This is a genomic window from Paenibacillus sp. 22594, assembly GCF_052044425.1.
Taxonomy (GTDB): Bacteria; Bacillota; Bacilli; order Paenibacillales; family Paenibacillaceae; genus Paenibacillus_AQ.
In genome coordinates, this window is the sequence record NZ_JBQENA010000012.1 from 24141 (window position 1) to 42828 (window position 18688).

At 38.6% G+C, this 18688-nt stretch carries 18 protein-coding genes; 6 read left to right on the forward strand and 12 right to left on the reverse strand.

Annotated elements, in window-relative coordinates; all coding sequences use genetic code 11:
• Positions 1–174: 174 nt before the first annotated feature.
• The 4 genes from ACTJKB_RS27045 to yyaC form a co-directional block, all read right to left on the reverse strand.
• Positions 175–1368 (reverse strand): class I SAM-dependent methyltransferase, encoded by a 1194-nt coding sequence (locus ACTJKB_RS27045; protein WP_440837522.1) that lies wholly within the window; start codon positions 1366–1368, stop codon positions 175–177.
• Positions 1369–1481: 113 nt separating this feature from the next.
• Positions 1482–2138: a DUF6483 family protein gene (locus ACTJKB_RS27050; protein ID WP_440837431.1), complete on the reverse strand. Its 657-nt coding sequence runs from the start codon at positions 2136–2138 to the stop codon at positions 1482–1484.
• A 254-nt stretch (positions 2139–2392) separates the two neighbouring features.
• A complete protein-coding gene (locus ACTJKB_RS27055; RefSeq protein WP_440837432.1) occupies positions 2393–3178 on the reverse strand; it encodes an alpha/beta fold hydrolase in 786 nt (261 codons plus the stop codon).
• A 103-nt stretch (positions 3179–3281) separates the two neighbouring features.
• Positions 3282–3827: a spore protease YyaC gene (gene yyaC, locus ACTJKB_RS27060; protein ID WP_440837433.1), complete on the reverse strand. Its 546-nt coding sequence runs from the start codon at positions 3825–3827 to the stop codon at positions 3282–3284.
• 146 nt (positions 3828–3973) lie between these two features.
• Here yyaC and ACTJKB_RS27065 point away from each other — a divergent pair, with 146 nt between their 5' ends.
• A complete protein-coding gene (locus ACTJKB_RS27065; RefSeq protein WP_074084975.1) occupies positions 3974–4198 on the forward strand; it encodes a DUF1128 family protein in 225 nt (74 codons plus the stop codon).
• Between the two features lie 99 nt (positions 4199–4297).
• On the opposite strand, the gene ACTJKB_RS27070 is transcribed toward ACTJKB_RS27065, so the two are convergent.
• Positions 4298–5017: a pirin family protein gene (locus ACTJKB_RS27070; RefSeq protein WP_440837434.1), complete on the reverse strand. Its 720-nt coding sequence runs from the start codon at positions 5015–5017 to the stop codon at positions 4298–4300.
• 355 nt (positions 5018–5372) lie between these two features.
• On the opposite strand from ACTJKB_RS27070, the gene ACTJKB_RS27075 reads away from it, so the two are divergent.
• Positions 5373–5876, forward strand: a complete 504-nt coding sequence (locus tag ACTJKB_RS27075; protein ID WP_440837435.1) for a YtxH domain-containing protein — start codon at positions 5373–5375, stop codon at positions 5874–5876.
• A 125-nt stretch (positions 5877–6001) separates the two neighbouring features.
• Complete coding sequence (locus ACTJKB_RS27080; RefSeq protein WP_074084978.1) at positions 6002–6334, forward strand: DUF5665 domain-containing protein; 333 nt, start codon at positions 6002–6004, stop codon at positions 6332–6334.
• 132 nt (positions 6335–6466) lie between these two features.
• Here the strand turns inward: ACTJKB_RS27080 and ACTJKB_RS27085 are convergent, their stop codons facing one another.
• The 3 genes from ACTJKB_RS27085 to ACTJKB_RS27095 are packed head-to-tail and all read right to left on the reverse strand — an operon-like array spanning position 6467 to position 8462.
• Positions 6467–7321, reverse strand: coding sequence for a hypothetical protein (locus ACTJKB_RS27085; protein WP_440837436.1), 855 nt, complete (start codon positions 7319–7321; stop codon positions 6467–6469).
• Positions 7318–8229 carry a hypothetical protein gene (locus ACTJKB_RS27090; RefSeq protein ID WP_440837437.1) on the reverse strand — a complete coding sequence of 304 codons (912 nt, stop codon included), beginning with the start codon at positions 8227–8229 and terminating at the stop codon, positions 7318–7320. Before ACTJKB_RS27090 ends, ACTJKB_RS27085 begins: the two co-directional genes overlap by 4 nt.
• A gap of 32 nt (positions 8230–8261) precedes the next feature.
• Positions 8262–8462, reverse strand: a complete 201-nt coding sequence (locus ACTJKB_RS27095; protein WP_440837438.1) for a hypothetical protein — start codon at positions 8460–8462, stop codon at positions 8262–8264.
• A gap of 212 nt (positions 8463–8674) precedes the next feature.
• Between ACTJKB_RS27095 and ACTJKB_RS27100 the strand changes: the two genes are divergently transcribed.
• Entirely contained in the window at positions 8675–10549 is a 1875-nt protein-coding gene (locus ACTJKB_RS27100; RefSeq protein ID WP_440837439.1) for an ATP-dependent nuclease, read from the forward strand.
• 9 nt (positions 10550–10558) lie between these two features.
• Positions 10559–12280, forward strand: coding sequence for a UvrD-helicase domain-containing protein (locus tag ACTJKB_RS27105; RefSeq protein WP_440837440.1), 1722 nt, complete (start codon positions 10559–10561; stop codon positions 12278–12280).
• 356 nt (positions 12281–12636) lie between these two features.
• Here ACTJKB_RS27105 and ACTJKB_RS27110 read toward each other — a convergent pair whose 3' ends face one another.
• On the reverse strand, positions 12637–14664 hold the full coding sequence (locus ACTJKB_RS27110) for a caspase family protein (RefSeq protein ID WP_440837441.1): 2028 nt from the start codon (positions 14662–14664) through the stop codon (positions 12637–12639).
• 271 nt (positions 14665–14935) lie between these two features.
• Here ACTJKB_RS27110 and ACTJKB_RS27115 point away from each other — a divergent pair, with 271 nt between their 5' ends.
• Positions 14936–15337, forward strand: coding sequence for a helix-turn-helix transcriptional regulator (locus tag ACTJKB_RS27115; RefSeq protein WP_440837523.1), 402 nt, complete (start codon positions 14936–14938; stop codon positions 15335–15337).
• 113 nt (positions 15338–15450) lie between these two features.
• On the opposite strand, the gene ACTJKB_RS27120 is transcribed toward ACTJKB_RS27115, so the two are convergent.
• The 3 genes from ACTJKB_RS27120 to ACTJKB_RS27130 form a co-directional block, all read right to left on the reverse strand.
• Complete coding sequence (locus ACTJKB_RS27120; protein ID WP_440837442.1) at positions 15451–15726, reverse strand: hypothetical protein; 276 nt, start codon at positions 15724–15726, stop codon at positions 15451–15453.
• A gap of 285 nt (positions 15727–16011) precedes the next feature.
• Positions 16012–17112 carry a hypothetical protein gene (locus ACTJKB_RS27125; protein ID WP_440837443.1) on the reverse strand — a complete coding sequence of 367 codons (1101 nt, stop codon included), beginning with the start codon at positions 17110–17112 and terminating at the stop codon, positions 16012–16014.
• Positions 17102–18556, reverse strand: a complete 1455-nt coding sequence (locus tag ACTJKB_RS27130) for a DUF5677 domain-containing protein (protein ID WP_440837444.1) — start codon at positions 18554–18556, stop codon at positions 17102–17104. Before ACTJKB_RS27130 ends, ACTJKB_RS27125 begins: the two co-directional genes overlap by 11 nt.
• Between the last annotated feature and the right edge of the window lie 132 nt (positions 18557–18688).

An 18688-nucleotide genomic window follows, 5' to 3' on the forward strand; every position in this document is an offset into this window, starting at 1 on the left:
TCAAGTTACCTTCAGTATTTCCAGATTTAGTCTGAAACAAAAGATAACGTAAGCTGAATATCCGGATCATTTATAGCCTGGCCATATTAATGCATAAATTTAAAACAGGACGGCTGTTCCCTCCGGGAACCGTCCGTCCTGTCATGGTATTAACTATTCATCCTATTAAAGGGATTAACCCTCCAGGCTGCTTTTTATCGGCAGCAGATCAGTACAGGCGCGTTCAAGATACGGTTCCGCACCAAGAAAGTCACGGAATGCATTGTATTCGCGCCATTTGGCCGTGTTATCTCCGCTTTCGCTTTTGACAGCGCGGATCAGGATGTTCTTCGGCGTATGTTCCATATCGATGAACTCCAGCAGCTGTGTCCGGTAACCCATGAGGTCCAGCAGCTTCGCCCGGATTGCGTCGGTAGCGAGGGCGGAGAACCGTTCTTTCAGGATTCCGTGCGACAGCAGCGGATTCAGCACCTCACTTTCGATCTGGGCAAACAACTCATGCTGGCAGCAGGGAACTGAAAGGATCACTGATGCGCCCCAGCGGACGGCTTTTTCCAGTGCAGCATCAGTAGCCGTATCGCAGGCATGAAGTGTTACGACCATATCGACCTGATCCAGCTCGTTATAATCCGCAATATCACCAACCAGGAAGCGCAGCTTGTCGTAGCCGAGCCTGGACGCAAGGGCGCCGCAATGCTCAATGACATCGGCTTTGAGATCCAGTCCGACAATGTTCAGCTCCCGCTGTTCGTGGATGGCCAGATAATGATACAAGGCAAAGGTCAAATAGGATTTGCCGCAGCCAAAATCAACAATGGTTAACGGACGGTCAGCCGGCAGATCGTTAAGCACATCTTCCACCATCTCCAGGAACCTGTTGATCTGGCGGAACTTATCGTATTTCTTAGCCAGCACCTTTCCTTCACTGTTCATAATGCCCAGCTCCACCAGAAACGGCACAGGTTCTCCTTCATCCAGCACATACCGCTTGCGGCGGTTATGGGCCAAGTCTGGAGCTTCCTGCTTGCTCGGCGATTTGGTCAGAATCGAAACCTTGTACTTTTTGCTGATCAGCACTTGATAATCTGCCTCAATGGTACAAAGCAGCCCTTGGCGGAACGTCTCTCTCAGCAGCGACATCAGTTCCTCCGCTGCAGCCTCAGCCGGAATATTGCGGTGTTCAACCTTGGGACCGGTATAATAGGCAAATTGATAATTCAGCTTGCCCTTTAATTCAACAGGTTTGACCTGAACCTTGGTGTAGGGGGTTTCGCCTTTGCTGCGCAGCTGGCTAAGAGTTGCCGTAATCAGAGTACGGCCGCTTATGACTTGTTCAATCAATGCATTCAAAGATTCCACAGGGTACATCTCACTTTCGTCACGCAAAAATAAATTATAGGGTTATACATTTGGGTCGTAGTTATTCATAACATTGGAGACGAATGTTCTCCTGAATTTTCTTAATGTAGTATAGCATTTTTTCAGTGGAACTGTAGCCGTCTCTCCCATTCATCCCTGCCTTCTCTAACCTCTTGTGCCGGAAGACCGCCGAGTTCCAGTTCCTCCGGGCTTTTCAGCAGCAGACGGCTATACAGCTCTTTGCCTTCCCGGGCAACATCCTCCCCTTGCTCCCACAGTCTGTAGAGGCTGTCCTCTGCTTTGGCATACCGTCCGATGGATTCCATGTAGGTAAGCAGCAGCCGTTCCGTTTTTGCCGGAAGCCTATACTCCTGAGTTTCTATTAACAGTTCATCAATGTCAGCCGGCATCTGCAGCAATTCACGTTCTGCACCATGAAGATCGGCGTACAAAAAAAGATGCAGAGACCTCATCGCTCTGAACAGAGCCGCATCTTTGTCTCCAGCCGCAGCATAGATTTCTCCTTCTTCCTTAAGCAGCCGTGCCACACCCTGAAGCTTATCGGATTCCACAACGCCTCCAAGCAGGTACATATCAATAATATCCTCTACCGACAGTGAATTCAGCAGGCGGGAATTCAGGCGGAAATGCCGGATCAGCAGCTCGTCGACCTCCCACAAGGCTTCGGTTGTTTTCTTCTCCTGCTTTAGTGTCATTACCTTGGCAACCATCGCCGTCATATCTTCAATCATCCGCACGATGTAATCTCTTCGGAACATATGGCACACTCCTTCCATAGCTGCAACGCATGGACTGCTATGCTTCTCTTAACAGCAAACCCTACGGCCGGGCTGCCCTTTGAATTCATCTTAAACCATTAGACATCTCTGCGCTACTTAACCAGCCTGTTGCCGAAGAGGTCAGAAATAGTGTTCCAATAATATAGGCAGCACCCGCGTAGTCTGGCGGGTGCTGCCTATGTAGGTTTACTATATGCTTAGCAAAAGAACTTGCGGTTTGTTCTAATCTCTAGTTATGTGCGCACAGCCGCATGAACGTAATCCTTAATGATTTCCGACAAGCGTTCGGGAGCTTCATACATGCTCATATGTCCTACTCCTGAAATGGTCGCCTGGGTTACATTCGGTTTGTCCGAGGTAAATGTCCGCTCTGGGGATACCTTGCTGTCCTCTGCACCGGCTACCAGCAGCACCGGCAGCACCGTAGCTGAGATGACGTCACGGCGGTCAGGACGCTCACGCATCGCCATCGCTGCACCCACCGCCCCTTGCGGAGGTGTTCTGTAACCGATCTCCTTCGTGCGCTCAAGCAGTTGCGGAGCGGCGTCTGGTGCAAAGAGGCCTGGTACCAGACCATCCACAAACGCAAAGATTCCTTCATTCTGAATCGTGCTTACACTTTTCAGACGGTTCTCTTTGGCTTCTTCACTGTCCGGATAACCACTAGAGTGAATCAGCCCGAACCCTTTTAGACGGGATGCGTGACGCTGCGCAAAGGATAGAGTGATATATCCGCCAAGTGAATGCCCCAGCAGGTAGCACTCCGGGATCTCAAGCGCATTAAGCAGTGACAGTACATCATCAGCCATCTGATCCACAGTATACGCCCCGAGCGGGGCATCCGAGGCCCCATGGCCTCGCAGATCCGGAGCGATCACCCGATAATTATTGCTCAGAAACGGGATTACCTGCTCCCAATAAGCGGAGCTTCCACAGAAGCCGTGCAGCAGCACAATAACGTCACCTTTGCCCTGATCACTGTAACAAATATTGCTTCCCTCACAACGAATGTTTTCCATGTCAGCCTCCCTCTTTCTATGTAATAGCCAAACACGGCTCGCGGACAACTAGACGATCCGAGGCTTGAGACGGTTTGCTTGTCTTAATTATTAAGCCATTTCTTCACTCTTGAAACGCTTTCCGGGCATCCATTCCGAATCCGGCCGCGGCAGCCAGGGCAATTTGCCCGGCCATTACCATCACTCTGTTCAGCGGAGTACTCTGCAGTGTCCGGTAAGGACGTGGTCCGTTCACGTCTACAATGGCAGCCAAGCTGTAGTGCCCCACTGCCGGAAGCATCAGTCCCACCGATTGTGCCGGAAGCAGCGGCTCAGCAGCCGTCAGGAAATAGCCAAGCGATGCCGGGGGACCGAGACATGCGTCAATAGCAATAATAACCTGCCCTTCAGGAATCTCTGCTATCCGTGCCTCCAGATTATCCGCGTCACAAGGTGACGGCAACGTGCCGCTTACATGCAGAAATCCATGCTCCAAAAGCCGGCTTCCGGTCAGCGGTCCAAGCGCATCCCCAGTGGACCTGTCCGTACCTATGCACAAAAATGTGATCTGCTCCAGCGGATGCCGGAACGCGATCTCCTGGAAGAAGGAAGTCAGCCCGGAAGCATCCATTTTTTTGCGTTTTCTGCTCTCCTGCTCCCTGATTGCCAATTTTCCCTGCCCCTTTCTACAATTCATACCGAATATATTTCTATTAATTTAACATGATATGCATGGAATGGACAAAAAAATGGTGTTTGCACCTCCAAACATGATAGAATATTTGAATTAATATGCAGAGAGGACTGTTAACCCCAATGGATCTATCCCAGCCTACCCAGGAAAATGTTGAATATATGATTGAGGGCATTAAAAGCAAGCTGAAAATGGCAAGTGCTGCAGCCATGCAGGCTTCAGCCTTCTCAGTAAAGAATTATGAGGACATTCTTGATATTTACGAAGTGGCTATGGGCAGTGACAGACTAAGCATTTCCCAGGTCGAAGCGCTGGTTTCCGAACTCGGACGCCTTCGGGCGAAATAAAAATGTGATACAAGTACGAACAAGAGCCCCCTGACTTACGGCCATCAGCAGATGGACACCTAAGGCATGGGGCTCTCTTTGTCTTGCTGAAATTTGAATCTAAGGAAGGTCGATCAGCACGAACTCCGCGCTCATGTCACTGCCCGTTCCTTTCAAATTCAGATCGCAGCTCTTGCGGATACGGGCCGCATCGCCCGGTTGAAGGTGAAAAGTTCCGTCCGTGCACGTGATCTCCAAATTGCCGGAAATAAGATAGATATGTGTTCGCCTCTCTTCACGTTGAAGGTATTTCAGCTCCCGATTCGTTTCCAGAGAAGACAGATAGATCGTTACATTCTCATGGATCTCAAGCGCACCCTCTTCCCCCTTTCCTGAAGCTACAGGCAGAAGGGTATTGGTCTTATGCTCAACTGGATAGAACTTCGCGTCCCATTTCGGCTGCCGGCCCGGCTGATCCGGGAGCAGCCAAATTTGCAGAAAACGCGTATTGTCAGTATCCGACGGATTGGTTTCGGAATGATTAATGCCCGTACCTGCGCTCATGATCTGAATGCTGCCGCCCTGAAGCTCGGCATGATTACCCTGATCATCCTGATGCTTCAACACTCCGGAAACGACATAAGTGATAATCTCCAGATCATGATGCGGATGCTCATGCATGCCCTGCCCCGGTCTAAGCTCATTGTCGTTATGGGCCAGCAGTGCCCCAAAATGCGCATTGTTTGGATCATCGTAATCGGCAAAAGAAAAGCTGAATTCACTGTGTATCCATTCTTTATTCGAAGTATGGCGCTCTGCTGATGTAATGACTTTGATCATAATTGTGTGCACCTCCAATGATGTATGAATCTTATCCTCAAATACAAGGGCGCTGTAATTATGTATTTCTTACCCTCTTCCTTTCTTTGTCAATCAAGGAAGCCAGAATGGTTTGTTTTGACTTTAAAGTTTCGGCAGTTTGTAAAGTCGCAAAATCGCCCGTTTTTATCACAATATGTCTCTTAACATCACAAATGCTGAAGTATGCTCCGGGAATCTTTGCCATCCTTCTTTGCTGTTTCAGCCCATACGCCCAAGTTTATATACGAAGTAAGAACGTTCAGGCCACCCTGAAATCCGCTCGCCGGCGGCGAGGGAAATTATCTATACTATATCGAATGAGGAGTGATTGGTTATGAATAAAGCAGAGACAGAATATCCGGTAGAGAGCGGAAACACATTTTTCAAAGGTATTTTCATCGGAGGTTTGATTGGAGCTGCCGCTGCATTGCTGTTCGCTCCTAAGCCAGGCCGTGAAATGCGCAGTGACTTGTCTGAGAAGTTCTCGACCGCTACGGATAAAACCAAAGAGGTTGCAGGTGTTGTAACGGATAAAACCAAAACGATTGCTGCTACCGCCCTAGAAAAGACTACTGACCTTGCCAGCACGGTATCCGCCAAAGCTTCTGATATTTTCACTACAGTCAGTGACAGCAAACAACAAATTGCCGCTACGTTATCGGAAACAGGTAAAAAAATCGGCGAAACGGTAGGAAGCGCATCCGCAGATATCACTTCTGATGTCAAAGATGCATCCAAAGACGTTGCCGAGGAAGCCTCAGCATCTTCCAAGGATATAGCGGATACGGCACAGGAAGCCAAAGAAGAAGTTAAGGCTTCTTACAAATCTTCTTACTAAAAGCGGTGATCCGCGGCTTGATCTAAATCCGGAAACAGCCAGCTCACTTGCAGCTGGCTGTTGTTATGTAATATTTGTTTATTTATCAAAGTCCGGTTACGGGCTATAGAAAGCAGGTATACCTTATGGGAGATGCGGGGAACAACACGAAAACCTACGATGTGGAGGAGCATCCCTTCGAGCTGAGGCATGAAGTGAAACGGCTAAACGCCAGGCTTGACAAAATTGCCGATTCGCTGGAAAAATCGGAATTTAAGGATATCCTTGAAAACTATACGGACCCTAAAAAACGGATTATCACCAATCTCATGGCAGGCATATCCCGTGGTCTCGGACTCTCCCTTGGCACCTTTGTTATTCTGGGCTTACTGGGCTATATCCTCAGTCTGTTCCTGAATGTGCCGGTAATCGGAGAATATCTCGGAGAGATCAAGAAGTATATCGATGCCAACAGCTGATTCGATCAAGTAATGATATATACAAAATGGACATGCCCTCCCCGCACGGGAATCAGGCATGTCTGTCCCTTGTTGAAAATGTCGGAAAGTCCATAGTAGTAAAATTAACAGGAAGAAGCTCCCAAAGCATCTCTATTCACTTTCCTTACCCATTTCATTGATGCTATTTAACAAGAATTCGATTTGTTTCTGTGTAATTTCTTGATCAGTTTTTAAACTTTTGATTTCATCCTGTTGCATTTGTATCATCTGATTAAGCCCCTGTATGATTCCTTCATCACTCTTCTGCACTTGTTGGATATAATCTATATTGCCCTGGATTATATCCAATTGATCTACACTCTTATTCTCAGCTTTTGTGGAAAAAACAAAACCCAAACAGATAACCAATACAAACATGCCCAAGCAAAGCATGGCATTACGTAAACTATTATTACTACTATCAACATAATTATTTAAAATCCAATTATCCTGCATTTTCAATTCGTAATTTCGAGCCAACAGAAATACTTTTTCTGAACTTTGATTATCCTCATTCCCACTTAAATTACTCAAGTACTCATATTCATTCGGTCCTAAGACATAGTTAGCACGACTATTCAGTGTTAATAATGAAAACCAACCACATGATATAAGATAAAATGTACTGAGTAAAATAATAATAACCAACGCAAAATTTAAAAATGGGCTATCAACAAACTTATCCTTAATATTTAATAAATATCCTGATACTGCTCCTAAGAAAGTGAAAGAGAGAGTTACTGCAACTGCAGTGACTTTTGCCTTATCTTCGAGTGACTTCTTGTTATCCACTAACATAGTGAATAGAGATTCAGCATCTTTTACATCAACATTTTTAAATTGCTTAATAATATAAGTAGTATCTTCGTTATTAAGTTGTTGTTTCGTATTTTGAATGGTTTCATTAATTGACTTTTTCGCTCTCCGGAATCCTATAATCGGAAATACCCATTCCAATAACTTCATTTCTCACCTATCAATAAATCACAAATACTATTTTGAATATTAAATCCAGACGCTTCAACTAACCAGGCCCATTCGCCAGTAGGATTAATTTCAATGAATACGTATGATTCGCCTTGTTCTATCAAATCAATGGCACCAAACTTCAAACCAAGTTCGCGAACTAATGATATGCAATGGTTTTCTATAGACTTCGGTAATTCAAATGGCACAAAGCTAACATCATCTTTCTTCATACGCCAGTCTCCGGCAACGCCATTATTATCACTTAGAATCCTTGCTGCAAAAACATCATCTCCAACCACTGTTACCCGTACATCGACTTTTGGATAAACATACTCCTGAATTACAATAGGAACTAAACCTAATTCAGCTGACAATAACTCCTTATTGCTTATTACATTTGAGTATACAAAAGCATCCTTAGTATCAATTTGCAATACAGCGGTATCCAATGATTTCACAATATATTGCTCATCTAAAAAATCACTAATAGTAGTTGTATTAGTGATTTTCGTATTAGGACATGTAAAGCCTAATCTAGCAGCATACATTAGTTGAAGTAATTTATTTTCTGCTTTAAATGTAGCACTTGGATCATTTACCCATTTAGCTTTTTCAAAAACAGATAAATTACGCAAAAAGGCCATCCATTGGTTTCTATAGAGCTGCATATCCACTGCAAGTCCTGGTTTATATGTATCTCTAAGATATATTGGAGCTCTATAGTAGACACTTTGTAACAAAATTTCATTTGTAACATACATTTGACCATCTATCCTTACGGTTAAGGATAGGGTCTGAATATCTAACTCTAAATCATATAAGTGCATTTCATCACGGTTAATCCGGAGGTAAGCAACATTACGTTTTTTAAGTTCAATACAGACATAATCTGTAGTGAAGTCCATTTTATCAGAGAGAACTAATATATTAAACGATATCACTTTCTGTCTTCACCTGTTTCAACATCACATTTCTTTGTCGAGGGCTTTGGACGCCCTTTTTCTAAAATCATCGGAATATTTTTCTGATTTACTACCCAATACCCAGCAATAGCATCGTAGGTACAATCATCAAGAATGGGCTCAATCTTAGGGATATCATATATGTATGCTTTACTTAACAATAAATGTTCTTTCATTTCTCTCGCTCCTTTAAAAGAGTAATTAGTCAAACAAGCAGATTGTAACATAATTAAAAAACGCTGGATACGACATTTACCAGCATCTCACTTACTTATATCCAACCTTTAGAAAAACATTACATCCAAATACTAATACATAATTCGACATTTAAAAAGGAATTAATTACAAATAGGTCGAATATTACACTAATATTATTAGGAGGTCTAATATGTACCTATCGAGGCTGACTATTGAGAACTTTCGTGGGATTTCAACAATGGATCTATCTTTCAATAAAGATATAAATATTCTTATCGGAGAAAATGGATCTTCCAAATCCACAATTATTGATGCAATACGTTTGCTCTATAACCTAGGCGAGCCTATGAAAGAAATTTTCATTAAAAATGAAGACTTCTCAACAGATTTAGTGACCGGTGAAGCAACAAGCGCTATTAAACTTCATTACGAATTTAGAGGTTTAACAGATGCTCAAAAAGGGGCGCTATACGAATATCTTGTTTTAGACTCTACTGAAGACTATGCCACTATTACAATTAGTTATGAGAAAAGAAATGATAAATATCCAAAATTCGATTTTTACACAGGAGCTAACCCGGGTCAAAAAGCAAGCTCGAATACCTTTGAAATATTTCAACATTATTATTTAGGAGCTCTGCGAGATAGTACTAGTGATCTACTTTCATCAAAGAAAAATATTCTAGGCAGAGTTATCAAGCGTAGCGTTGAAGCTAATAACACCGAACAGGAATATAAGGGTATTTTAGAAAGAGCTAACACAGAACTATTACAAAAAGCTGAGGTCGGTTCTACTAAGACAAATATTAATAGTAATTTACGAAGCATTTATTCAACTATTTCACAAATCGGTCTGCATATTGAGCAATCAAAGATTGATTATATTGTAAACATAATAAAACCATATCTTCCATTTCCCAGTGCAACTGAAGGTAACTCCGGATTAAGCCTTTATCAAAATAGTCTCGGTTATAACAATTTAATATATATCGCTACTGTATTAAGTGATATGAATGATCGGGTTAACCGAGATGAGACTATCCACTATGCCCTTCTCATTGAAGAGCCTGAAGCTCATCTGCATCCACAATTACAGTTAAACCTATACAATTTTTTAAAACAACAAATTTGTAGCGATAGCTGCCAGTTATTCATTACAACCCATTCGCCTACGTTAACATCAAAATCTGATTTAAGTAAAATGTTTGTCGTGAACAGCAATAAGACTATCTGCATCGGCCAAATATTTGTCGATCGTGAGGGAGAGAACCTTGTACAAAATAGAAAAGTATTAAAGAATGAGGATATTGTGATTCGGCGTAAAATGTTAGAAAGATATTTGGACGTAACGAAATCGCAATTGTTTTATGCCAAGTCATTAATTTTGGTGGAGGGAATTTCAGAAGAACTTTTATTATCAGCTTTTGCAGATTTAGAAAGTTTCAGATTTGAAGAGAAGGATATTGAGCTCGTCCAAACGGGTACTTCCTTCTACCCTTTTCTTCTTCTGTTCAATTCAACTAACGAGAACCGAAGAATTAATAAGAAGGTGGCTGTCGTAACAGATGATGACCGGTATACTGATTCCAAATCCTCTGAGTACTCGTTCGATAATCTGATATTAGAGGATTATAGGAAACTTAACGAGTTACGTGAAAATATCCTTTCTTCACCAGTAAGTTCTAGAATAGGCAACCTGAATTCTTTCAAAAACCATCAAAGCTCAATTGGTATATTTGCTGGATTTAAAACATTTGAATATGAAATTGCACGTTCTAATATTTCAGATAAAAAAGGTGAATTGCTCGATAACCCTTTATTTAAGTATTTAGCTGATACTCAGAATGAAAAAGTGGATAATATTAAAACTTATCTACAACAGTGTTCTGAAGAGTTAACTGAAATTAACAAAATGAATTTAGCAATTCTTACGTGGAAGTGTCTTCCTTCAAAGTCTGAATTCGCACAAGATTTCGCACAATATCTTATTACCAATAAAGCCTATGCAATGCAGCATTTTGTAATACCATCTTATATAAAAAATGCATTCTCACACTTAAGGTAGGTAAGCACTATGGAATTTGAAATGAATCCAGAAAGACAGCGATATATAACTAGTCGAGGAAAAATCATTGTAAATGCTTGTCCAGGTAGTGGGAAGACCACTTCTGTAGCTTATAAGCTAAAAGATCTTGTAAGTAACTGGGACCAAGCGTATTCGGGTATTGCATGCCTTTCATTCACAAATGTTGCAAAAGACGAGATTAATGATAAATTCCACTTGTTCACTGGTAAATCATTAAATCATCCTCACTTAGTTTCTACAATAGATAGTTTTATTAACCAGTACATAACACTTCCCCATTATCAAAAGGTCCTGGGATATTCGAATAGGCCGATCATAATTGAAGATTATACTTGGATTGATAATCTGTCGTTGCAGCGCTTCAAACTAGGTACAAAACCTATTCAATATATTTATAAGCCCTCAAAGATTGATATTAATCATGATGGTAGCTTCCTTTATGATGGAAATTCATTGAACCTTGATGAAGCAGACAACAGGATATTTTTACGCTACTGTAAAGAGATTAAGAGAATCCAGTTTCAAAGTGGACTTCTTAAAAACTCTGACTCACTTTATGCAGCCCATCAGATACTATCAACTAATCCAAATATCGCAAGATACTTATGTCAGAGATTCCCTTATATTATTATTGATGAGGCACAAGACACTTCAGAATTGCAGCATCTTATTTTCGATAAGTTAATTATTAATGGGCTTGCAAACATCGAATTAATTGGAGATCCGTATCAATCTCTTTACGAATGGAGAGAGGCCAGGCCTGATTTATTTTTAGAAAAATTATCCTCCGGAAATTGGCTACCATTAGATTTATTAAGTTGTAAACGCTCCGTACAACCTATCGTTAACGCATATAGCTTATTTCGGATGCAGGAACACAATAATCTAATCGGACAAGAATCTCAATTAGATCAAGTGATTCATATCATTTATTTTGAAAACTATGATCAACTACTCGCACAGTATGAGGAAATTTCAACAACATATATTGATAAGAAAATACTTGTCAGAGGGGCATCATTACTTGAGTCGCTTAAAGCTTCAGTTAAACTCGGTGACTATTGGAAAGAAACCCCTTTCTCCCCTTTGCAGTTTATTAGATCTAAGTCAGAACTGGATAACGGCGATATTAAAGCAGCCATAAACAGAATGTTAAAGCTCGTCCCATTGTTACTTGAACCAACTACTATAGGAAATGATATACTCAAAAATCAGTTTTATGAAGAGAATAAACACAACTACTCTCTCAGATCAAAGTTACTGTTTCTTATAAGGAATATTCCAGATTATACCCTTTCACTTATTGACTGGACTAACGAGTTGAAGGAGCTTTGTAAACACATATTGAATTTAATTGAACCTCCGCCATTCACATTAAAAGCAGGAAAGTTAAGTCCTTACCAAAGAAGAACAGTAAGTGAATTGTATTCACAACCTGTAAATTCTCAAAAAGTAACTACAATACACAAAGTTAAAGGAAAAACTTTCGATTCCATCATGCTTGTCCTTAGTGCAAACAGTTCAGGGCAAAATTTATCCATTAATGACTTCAAACGTCCAACACAGATGCCTGGTGAAAAAAAAAGGTTACTTTATGTTGCAATGTCCCGTCCAAAGTGGCAACTCGTAATAGGGATCCCCAAAGCTGCGAAGATAGATGAAAAGCTACAACATCAATTATTTGGAAACTGCCAAGTTCATGAGCTGTAACTCATTTGAGTTTCCAGGTTAGGTATAACGTGTTATGATGCTTCGATTTCTATATAGAATTTCTAACTCTTGGTTACAGGGACGCTATTAATAAGTAATCGCCCAGAATGTTCATCATTAAATACATCTCCAAAATCGTTCTATCCCAAAAGCTATTTTTATATAGATCTCAACCAATGATTCAGAGTTTTTGCAGTTGTCTATCTGTTTATCGGTAATAATTCCGATTTTTCTTTTCATATCAATTCCACTAAATTAAAATAAGCACCCGTAAACAAAGAGGTTATATACCTCTAATATTACGAGTGCTTCTCGTTTTAATTTAAAATGACATTTTCCCAGGAATATTTCAAGCCTCATTCCCAAATATTAATAATACCCCCCTGATCTAGAGCAGCAACTGCTTCTCCTGTATGCTTCACGGAAATTAGTTTAGCTGTTGAACTGATGTTTAAAGACTCTGGATGCATTTTTCCTGAATAAGTAAACACACTTCTGTAATTAAGTCTAAAGCCGTCACCAAAATGCTCGTTTTCCGCATACATTCCATTATCAAAAAATATCTTTTTATCCAAATCTTTTAATTCAATATATTGACCTATCTTGGTTTTTAAATTATGTATATATAACCCATCCCTTGTTTTAATAATGGCATTCTGCTCATTAAGTACACTAATAACTGAACCCTTATCATCTATTTTCTGAAACTTCAATTCATTATCAATCAATTCCAGTGAAAATAATACATTATAAAAAGAAAAGTACGCCTTTTTATCAGAAACAAAATCATGAAACTGAGGATATTCCTTAACCCATCTTGTATCGAGGGGATACTTATGCTTATTCTGATAAGAAATTAACTCTATATAATTCCCCCCAAAGACAAGTTGATTTTCATAATTAATTGGAATTACATGTTCCTTCTTCTTTATATCTTTAATTTTCAAAGTGACTCCTTGATCTATATAATAAATATAGACCGCTTTATTTCTCTTCTTATTATAGGTTTCGAATACACATGTATTTGAAAATTTAAAATACTTAATATCATCAATTTTAATTTGCTCATTCTCATCTATTGAAAAATCAAAGTTTGTGAACGATTCCGTTTCTTTATTATCTATAGAAACAAATCCTAAAGAATAATTTTCTATATTTCGGATCAAAATTATTAGCTTCTTCGAATCATAGTCATAAGTAAACCACTGAATAGTATTATCTAATTTAATTTTCCTTATTGGTAATCTTGATTTGACACCCCGTATCTCCAGTTCAATATTTCTATATCGCAAAATTAATTTTTCAAAAACCATTCCGTGCTCAACTCTAGAAAGTACTCCCAGAACATGAACTTCATTACGAATTGCAGCTTCATAGATTTCTTCAGCCTGTTCCCTCGAATCAACAAAGATCATTGGAGCAGACGGGAAACTAATACGCCCTTCATATACCCACGGATATAAAACTGTTGAAATAAAAAAACAGTTATTATTCAAGGGGTTTTTAATTAGTTTCTCAACTTTACCTGTTGGCAATTCTTTTTTCAAATAAGGAGTAGTCATCTTGTCATAATGATCAGGATCTATACCTACCTTATATTTTAATGTTCGCTGAAGTTCTTCAAGGAGATTAAAGTCATTTAAACTAAAACCATCCCGTCCTCTCGGTATTCCAGGGAAAGAAAAAGGCAAGTTGTTTACTTCTAGGCAAAACCTTCCTTGAATTGCGGCCTTTAGGTTTGGAATTTGTTTTTTATTTGCTTTCTCCATAGAAATAACTACATCTAAATAGAGAGTTGTAACATCAATTTTTCGGTATCCTTCTAACAAGACTAGACAGTTTAATTCATCAAGGAGAAACCTAGTAAACACACCATGAGAACCCTCACTAAACGCGATCTCATCACTACTTGCTGTTATTGTAACTCTGCCCTTACCTTCAATTTGAAGCTCCGCTCCATTCTTCCTATTTCTTGCTAGTTGTCCACTGTAACAGCAATCGACGATAACCAGTACTGCCTCTGCCTTAGAATTGCTAATTACATCTGAAATTTCTTTCATACTTATTTTATCATCTTTGATATCCTCAGCTTTTGAATCAGAACAAACCAAATATCCATCACTTCCAATACGATCCCCATGACCACTCCAATATAAAACTAAGGTGTCGGTCTCATTACAATTAAGAAAAAAGTTTCTTATTGCAGCATCTAAGTTTTCTTTCTTTGTACGCACACCTCTATAGGTCACCAGGGAATCATACTTAAAATACTTTTTCACAAAGCCTTCAAATTCATCAATATCATTGTTAACACTACTTAATTCCGGGTAACCCTTATCTGAATAGTCATCAACACCTACAAGCATAAAGTTATAATTCCCCATAATTTTCCCCTTACAATTTTTTCTCTATTTAATAGCACCATGCTGCCCTAGCAACCCAGCTATACTTACAGTGAAAATGCCATTACTCATTAAAATGTAGACGAGGCCACAGATATTTGCCCGCAGCCTTCTGTATATAAAGACGTATATATAGACTATACTCTCACTTCGCTCAAATATCATTAGAATGACTTATCTATAATTTCAATATTTCAATAAAATATAAAAGCCGATTTAAAAACAATCGGCTTCAAGGTATATCGGGGACCGTATTAAGGATCTTAGAAGTAGTAATAAAATGACCCAAGAAGAACTTGCCAAAATCATGTTGGTAACTAAGCAAGCAATCTCAAGTTGGGAACGAAATGTAGCTAATCCCGATCATAAGCAATTATGTTTTTTAGCCGATTTATTCAAAGTGTCTGTTGACTACATGCTACTCAGAACCATTTTCCGTGAGTCATTACCAATGCCTAATCTTGATGGTTCTAAGACACCTTCTTTCAGAGGTGAATCTGATGAAGAATTCTCTTATGACCTACAAAGAATATTATTAACTCCCAGCACTCAACTCCATCTTGGTGATTATTCGCTATCCATTAAAGATAGACAAATGCTGGCTGAGATTATTAATAAAATTTTTGAACGATTTCACGAATTAAACCCTAATTGAACACTTTCAAAGTTCACCATTAAGTTACGTTTTTAAAAAACTTTGGCCGGGAAACAGTGAATTCAACTGTTATTCTTCATAATTTCTCTAGCTAATTTCATTAATTGAACACTTTAAAGATATGTCTCTAATTCAAACCCTTCGAATAATTCACGAACAACAACTCTGCATTCTTCAAATTCTTCGCATGCTGTATGAATGTATATAATTCTCATATCTGTCGGTATATATTTAATGCGTATATTCCAGGCGTATTTTCTTTGAGCTTTTTCAAACCACCTTTCTCTGATAGCTCTTGAACAGGTATAATAAACACCTTGATAAAGAATTCCGTAAGTAGTTACAGTAGTAAAATCATAAATTGGTAAATTACTAGATGTTGTATACATTAACTCACCTTTCCTCCCATATTTATGTCTATATTCATTTCCATATTCGATTTTTTAATTCATTTATAATAAAAATATCCGAAACGGGATAATTAAATCATATTTTTAGTAATATATAAAAAGGACATAACCATTCAAATATGGTTACGTCCTTTTAATGTACTATCAATACAACGAGTCCGACTTTAAAAGAGTAAAATGAAATTGCTTACTCTCTTTTCAGTGATTAGAAGGATGGTTTAGAGGTGATATTTTAAGATAAAACTTTCTATACATTAGCTTAATTCATAGTTTTATTCTCTCATCATGAAACGAGGTAAAAAAACCTTCAAGAGCATTATTAATTATTGTTGTTAAATCATCGAGTGACATACTAGTGAGATTTATATTTCTTTGTTTTAGATTTCCAAGTATTTTATTTTCTATATCATAACTTTGAACAGCTTTATAGTATTCTCTAAAATCAACTCCATTTACATTTTGTTTCTCGAAATTATGATGTAAAAAATGGGCTACAATACATCTAAGCATCATATCAGACAATTCCTCGTTGTCACCGAAATTCCCAGAAATTCTCACTATATATTTAAAGGCTACTTCATATCTAATATAGGGGACTATTTTATGTTCTATGCAAATGAGTATAGTATCGAAGGCCTGCAATAAATAACTATAAACACCAAACTGAAAGATTTCTGCATCTGTATAATTAGATGATAGCGGCAGAATAGTTCTTTCCTTATAATTTCTGAATCGGCTTTCAAGATCAAGCGTTGGGTCCTCACCGTCCAGTAGAATGATATTTTTTTCTATGCCAGCTGATAATCCCTTCTTTACATCTGTTATTGTTTTGAAGTTTTTTTTATAAGTAATGATATCAAGTTCATCTTTGAACATGCTGAAAAAGGCTTGATTAGCAGCTTTATTAGCCAACTGGCCAGCCTCAGTAATTATTCTAATCGGTAAAATATAGATTAACCCTAATGCTTGATCAATAATTTTTATATTATCCTCAATTGTAGATATTATTTGCCGCCTCATCTGTTCATCAAAATCTTTATTAACTTCTCCGTTTCCAATTAAAGTTATATATCTGTATATGGGATCATCCCAAAAATGAAACTTACCCAATGATACAAAAGGGTAATGTTCACTATCATCTAAATCTAAAATTGTTGCCGATGTAAATACATATCCTTCGTATGCTGGAAATAAATATCGTAGGATACACTGTACTATTTTTTTGTTATGCTCCCAAAACACCCCTATCTCATCTATTATTGCGCTGGAGTCTTTTTGATATATGTTTTTTAAAGCATTCTCCAAAATTCTCTTGTATTCAATTTGAATACGATATAACTCATCTACTAACATGTTATTGCTCATATTCCTTTACACCTTTCATTAAATGTGGAGGAATTCCAAATACATCTTCCAAAATTTCAAGAGTCTTATTCATAATATTAACGCAATCATGCCATACATTGTTTAATCGCTGGTTATTTTCAATATCAGGAACACAGTGATATTGATGTGCAGGCGTACTACACTTTATTAATGAACTCTCACGAATAGCTCCCCATAATCCATGTTCAAATGCGGAATCATAATCATAGTAAAAGTCAAAAAGTTCTTTTTCATCCACACTGATAGCCTTCCCCCTAATATTTTGTTTATCAAAATATGTAGTATCCATGTCGATAAACTCTTTATTTTTGTATTCACCAACCAAAATATCCATATAATCATAAGCAACATGACTTTTAGGCAATTCTTTGCCCGATTGTCTATATCTTTCTACTATCAGCTTATATTGTCCGATCCCATAATACTGATATTCAGTCCATATATCACCGTGTGATGCTTCATGCTTAAGTAGATATTTCATCATAATACAACCCTCTATTAAAGTTCGTACAATACTTCTACCGGAGATTGTGTTGAAGAGTTTATGCTCAACTAATTCTAATATTCTTTTATAGGAATAAGTGGTTATACCTAGTAAAACCAGCATTTTATTATCAAGTGGGTTTGCAGACGTTAGCAATTCTGTGTAGTATTCTAATATTACTTTAATCGCCCTCATATATTTCTGAGTTTCAGGAAGATCATCGGAAACTCCGATATAAAATAATTCGCAATTGCTCATTCTACTAATGGCCTCCCAAAATATATCAAGGTATTCTGCATTAAATGCTTCCATCTCCGGCAATATCATTTCCATTGAACGAACCAGCGGTCGAATCATTCGCATCCGCTCATCTTCATGGGATAAGTGAGGATATTCTAAAAGTCTTTTTAACTCTTCTCTGGGCATTTGTAATTTTCCACGCATTAAATGGAAATACAGCACAATAAAACGTATATCTGTAGCGAGATGTGTTTGATGATCGCTAGTCTCTTTCATCAAATTGTTTATGGTTGTTATTTTTTCCTCAACTGGAATAGAGGATTGGAATTTCGCGGAAAACACTGGGTAGCTTGAATAAGTAAAAATAGCAGTCAACGGTGATAGCACTCGAACATTTAAAATTGTTGAAATATAACCAAATATGTCGTTTTGTATGTCTGCATCTAGTTCAAGTACTTTTGAAAATCTTGGAGTGGTTAAATCAGGGGCTTGTTCATTTAGTTTTTTAAGAATAATGTTACATTTTATTAAACCGTTTTCTCTACCATAAAAATTTATTATTAGTGCTAACCATAGGTACTCAGGCAATCTTCCATGGTACCAAGAGTTCTCCCGTGTAATTTCGGTGAAAACTTCATTCCATGGTGTAATGAATTTCCCCTTTTGAAATTTGTGATCAGAAAGTTTGCTATGCTCCATATTTAAATGATCCTTTCAAACTATTCTTATTATTTCAGGTAAATGTGTATCCGCAGATTGGTCCGTGACTGGGCAAATGGCTTGAGCGAATCCTACAGATACTATCATTGAGGATGACTTATGGGTTTAAAT

Bases quoted from the DNA above. Each gene is read 5' to 3' on its own strand.
- ACTJKB_RS27120 (WP_440837442.1), bottom strand. From the start codon at position 15,726: ATGTATACAACATCTAGTAATTTACCAATTTATGATTTTACTACTGTA.
- ACTJKB_RS27055 (WP_440837432.1), bottom strand. From the start codon at position 3,178: ATGGAAAACATTCGTTGTGAGGGAAGCAATATTTGTTACAGTGATCAG.
- ACTJKB_RS27100 (WP_440837439.1), top strand. From the start codon at position 8,675: ATGTACCTATCGAGGCTGACTATTGAGAACTTTCGTGGGATTTCAACA.
- ACTJKB_RS27090 (WP_440837437.1), bottom strand. From the start codon at position 8,229: ATGGACTTCACTACAGATTATGTCTGTATTGAACTTAAAAAACGTAAT.
- ACTJKB_RS27075 (WP_440837435.1), top strand. From the start codon at position 5,373: ATGAATAAAGCAGAGACAGAATATCCGGTAGAGAGCGGAAACACATTT.
- ACTJKB_RS27110 (WP_440837441.1), bottom strand. From the start codon at position 14,664: ATGGGGAATTATAACTTTATGCTTGTAGGTGTTGATGACTATTCAGAT.
- ACTJKB_RS27065 (WP_074084975.1), top strand. From the start codon at position 3,974: ATGGATCTATCCCAGCCTACCCAGGAAAATGTTGAATATATGATTGAG.
- ACTJKB_RS27050 (WP_440837431.1), bottom strand. From the start codon at position 2,138: ATGTTCCGAAGAGATTACATCGTGCGGATGATTGAAGATATGACGGCG.
- ACTJKB_RS27070 (WP_440837434.1), bottom strand. From the start codon at position 5,017: ATGATCAAAGTCATTACATCAGCAGAGCGCCATACTTCGAATAAAGAA.
- ACTJKB_RS27105 (WP_440837440.1), top strand. From the start codon at position 10,559: ATGGAATTTGAAATGAATCCAGAAAGACAGCGATATATAACTAGTCGA.
- ACTJKB_RS27130 (WP_440837444.1), bottom strand. From the start codon at position 18,556: ATGGAGCATAGCAAACTTTCTGATCACAAATTTCAAAAGGGGAAATTC.
- ACTJKB_RS27045 (WP_440837522.1), bottom strand. From the start codon at position 1,368: ATGTACCCTGTGGAATCTTTGAATGCATTGATTGAACAAGTCATAAGC.
- ACTJKB_RS27080 (WP_074084978.1), top strand. From the start codon at position 6,002: ATGGGAGATGCGGGGAACAACACGAAAACCTACGATGTGGAGGAGCAT.
- ACTJKB_RS27085 (WP_440837436.1), bottom strand. From the start codon at position 7,321: ATGAAGTTATTGGAATGGGTATTTCCGATTATAGGATTCCGGAGAGCG.
- ACTJKB_RS27125 (WP_440837443.1), bottom strand. From the start codon at position 17,112: ATGAGCAATAACATGTTAGTAGATGAGTTATATCGTATTCAAATTGAA.
- ACTJKB_RS27095 (WP_440837438.1), bottom strand. From the start codon at position 8,462: ATGAAAGAACATTTATTGTTAAGTAAAGCATACATATATGATATCCCT.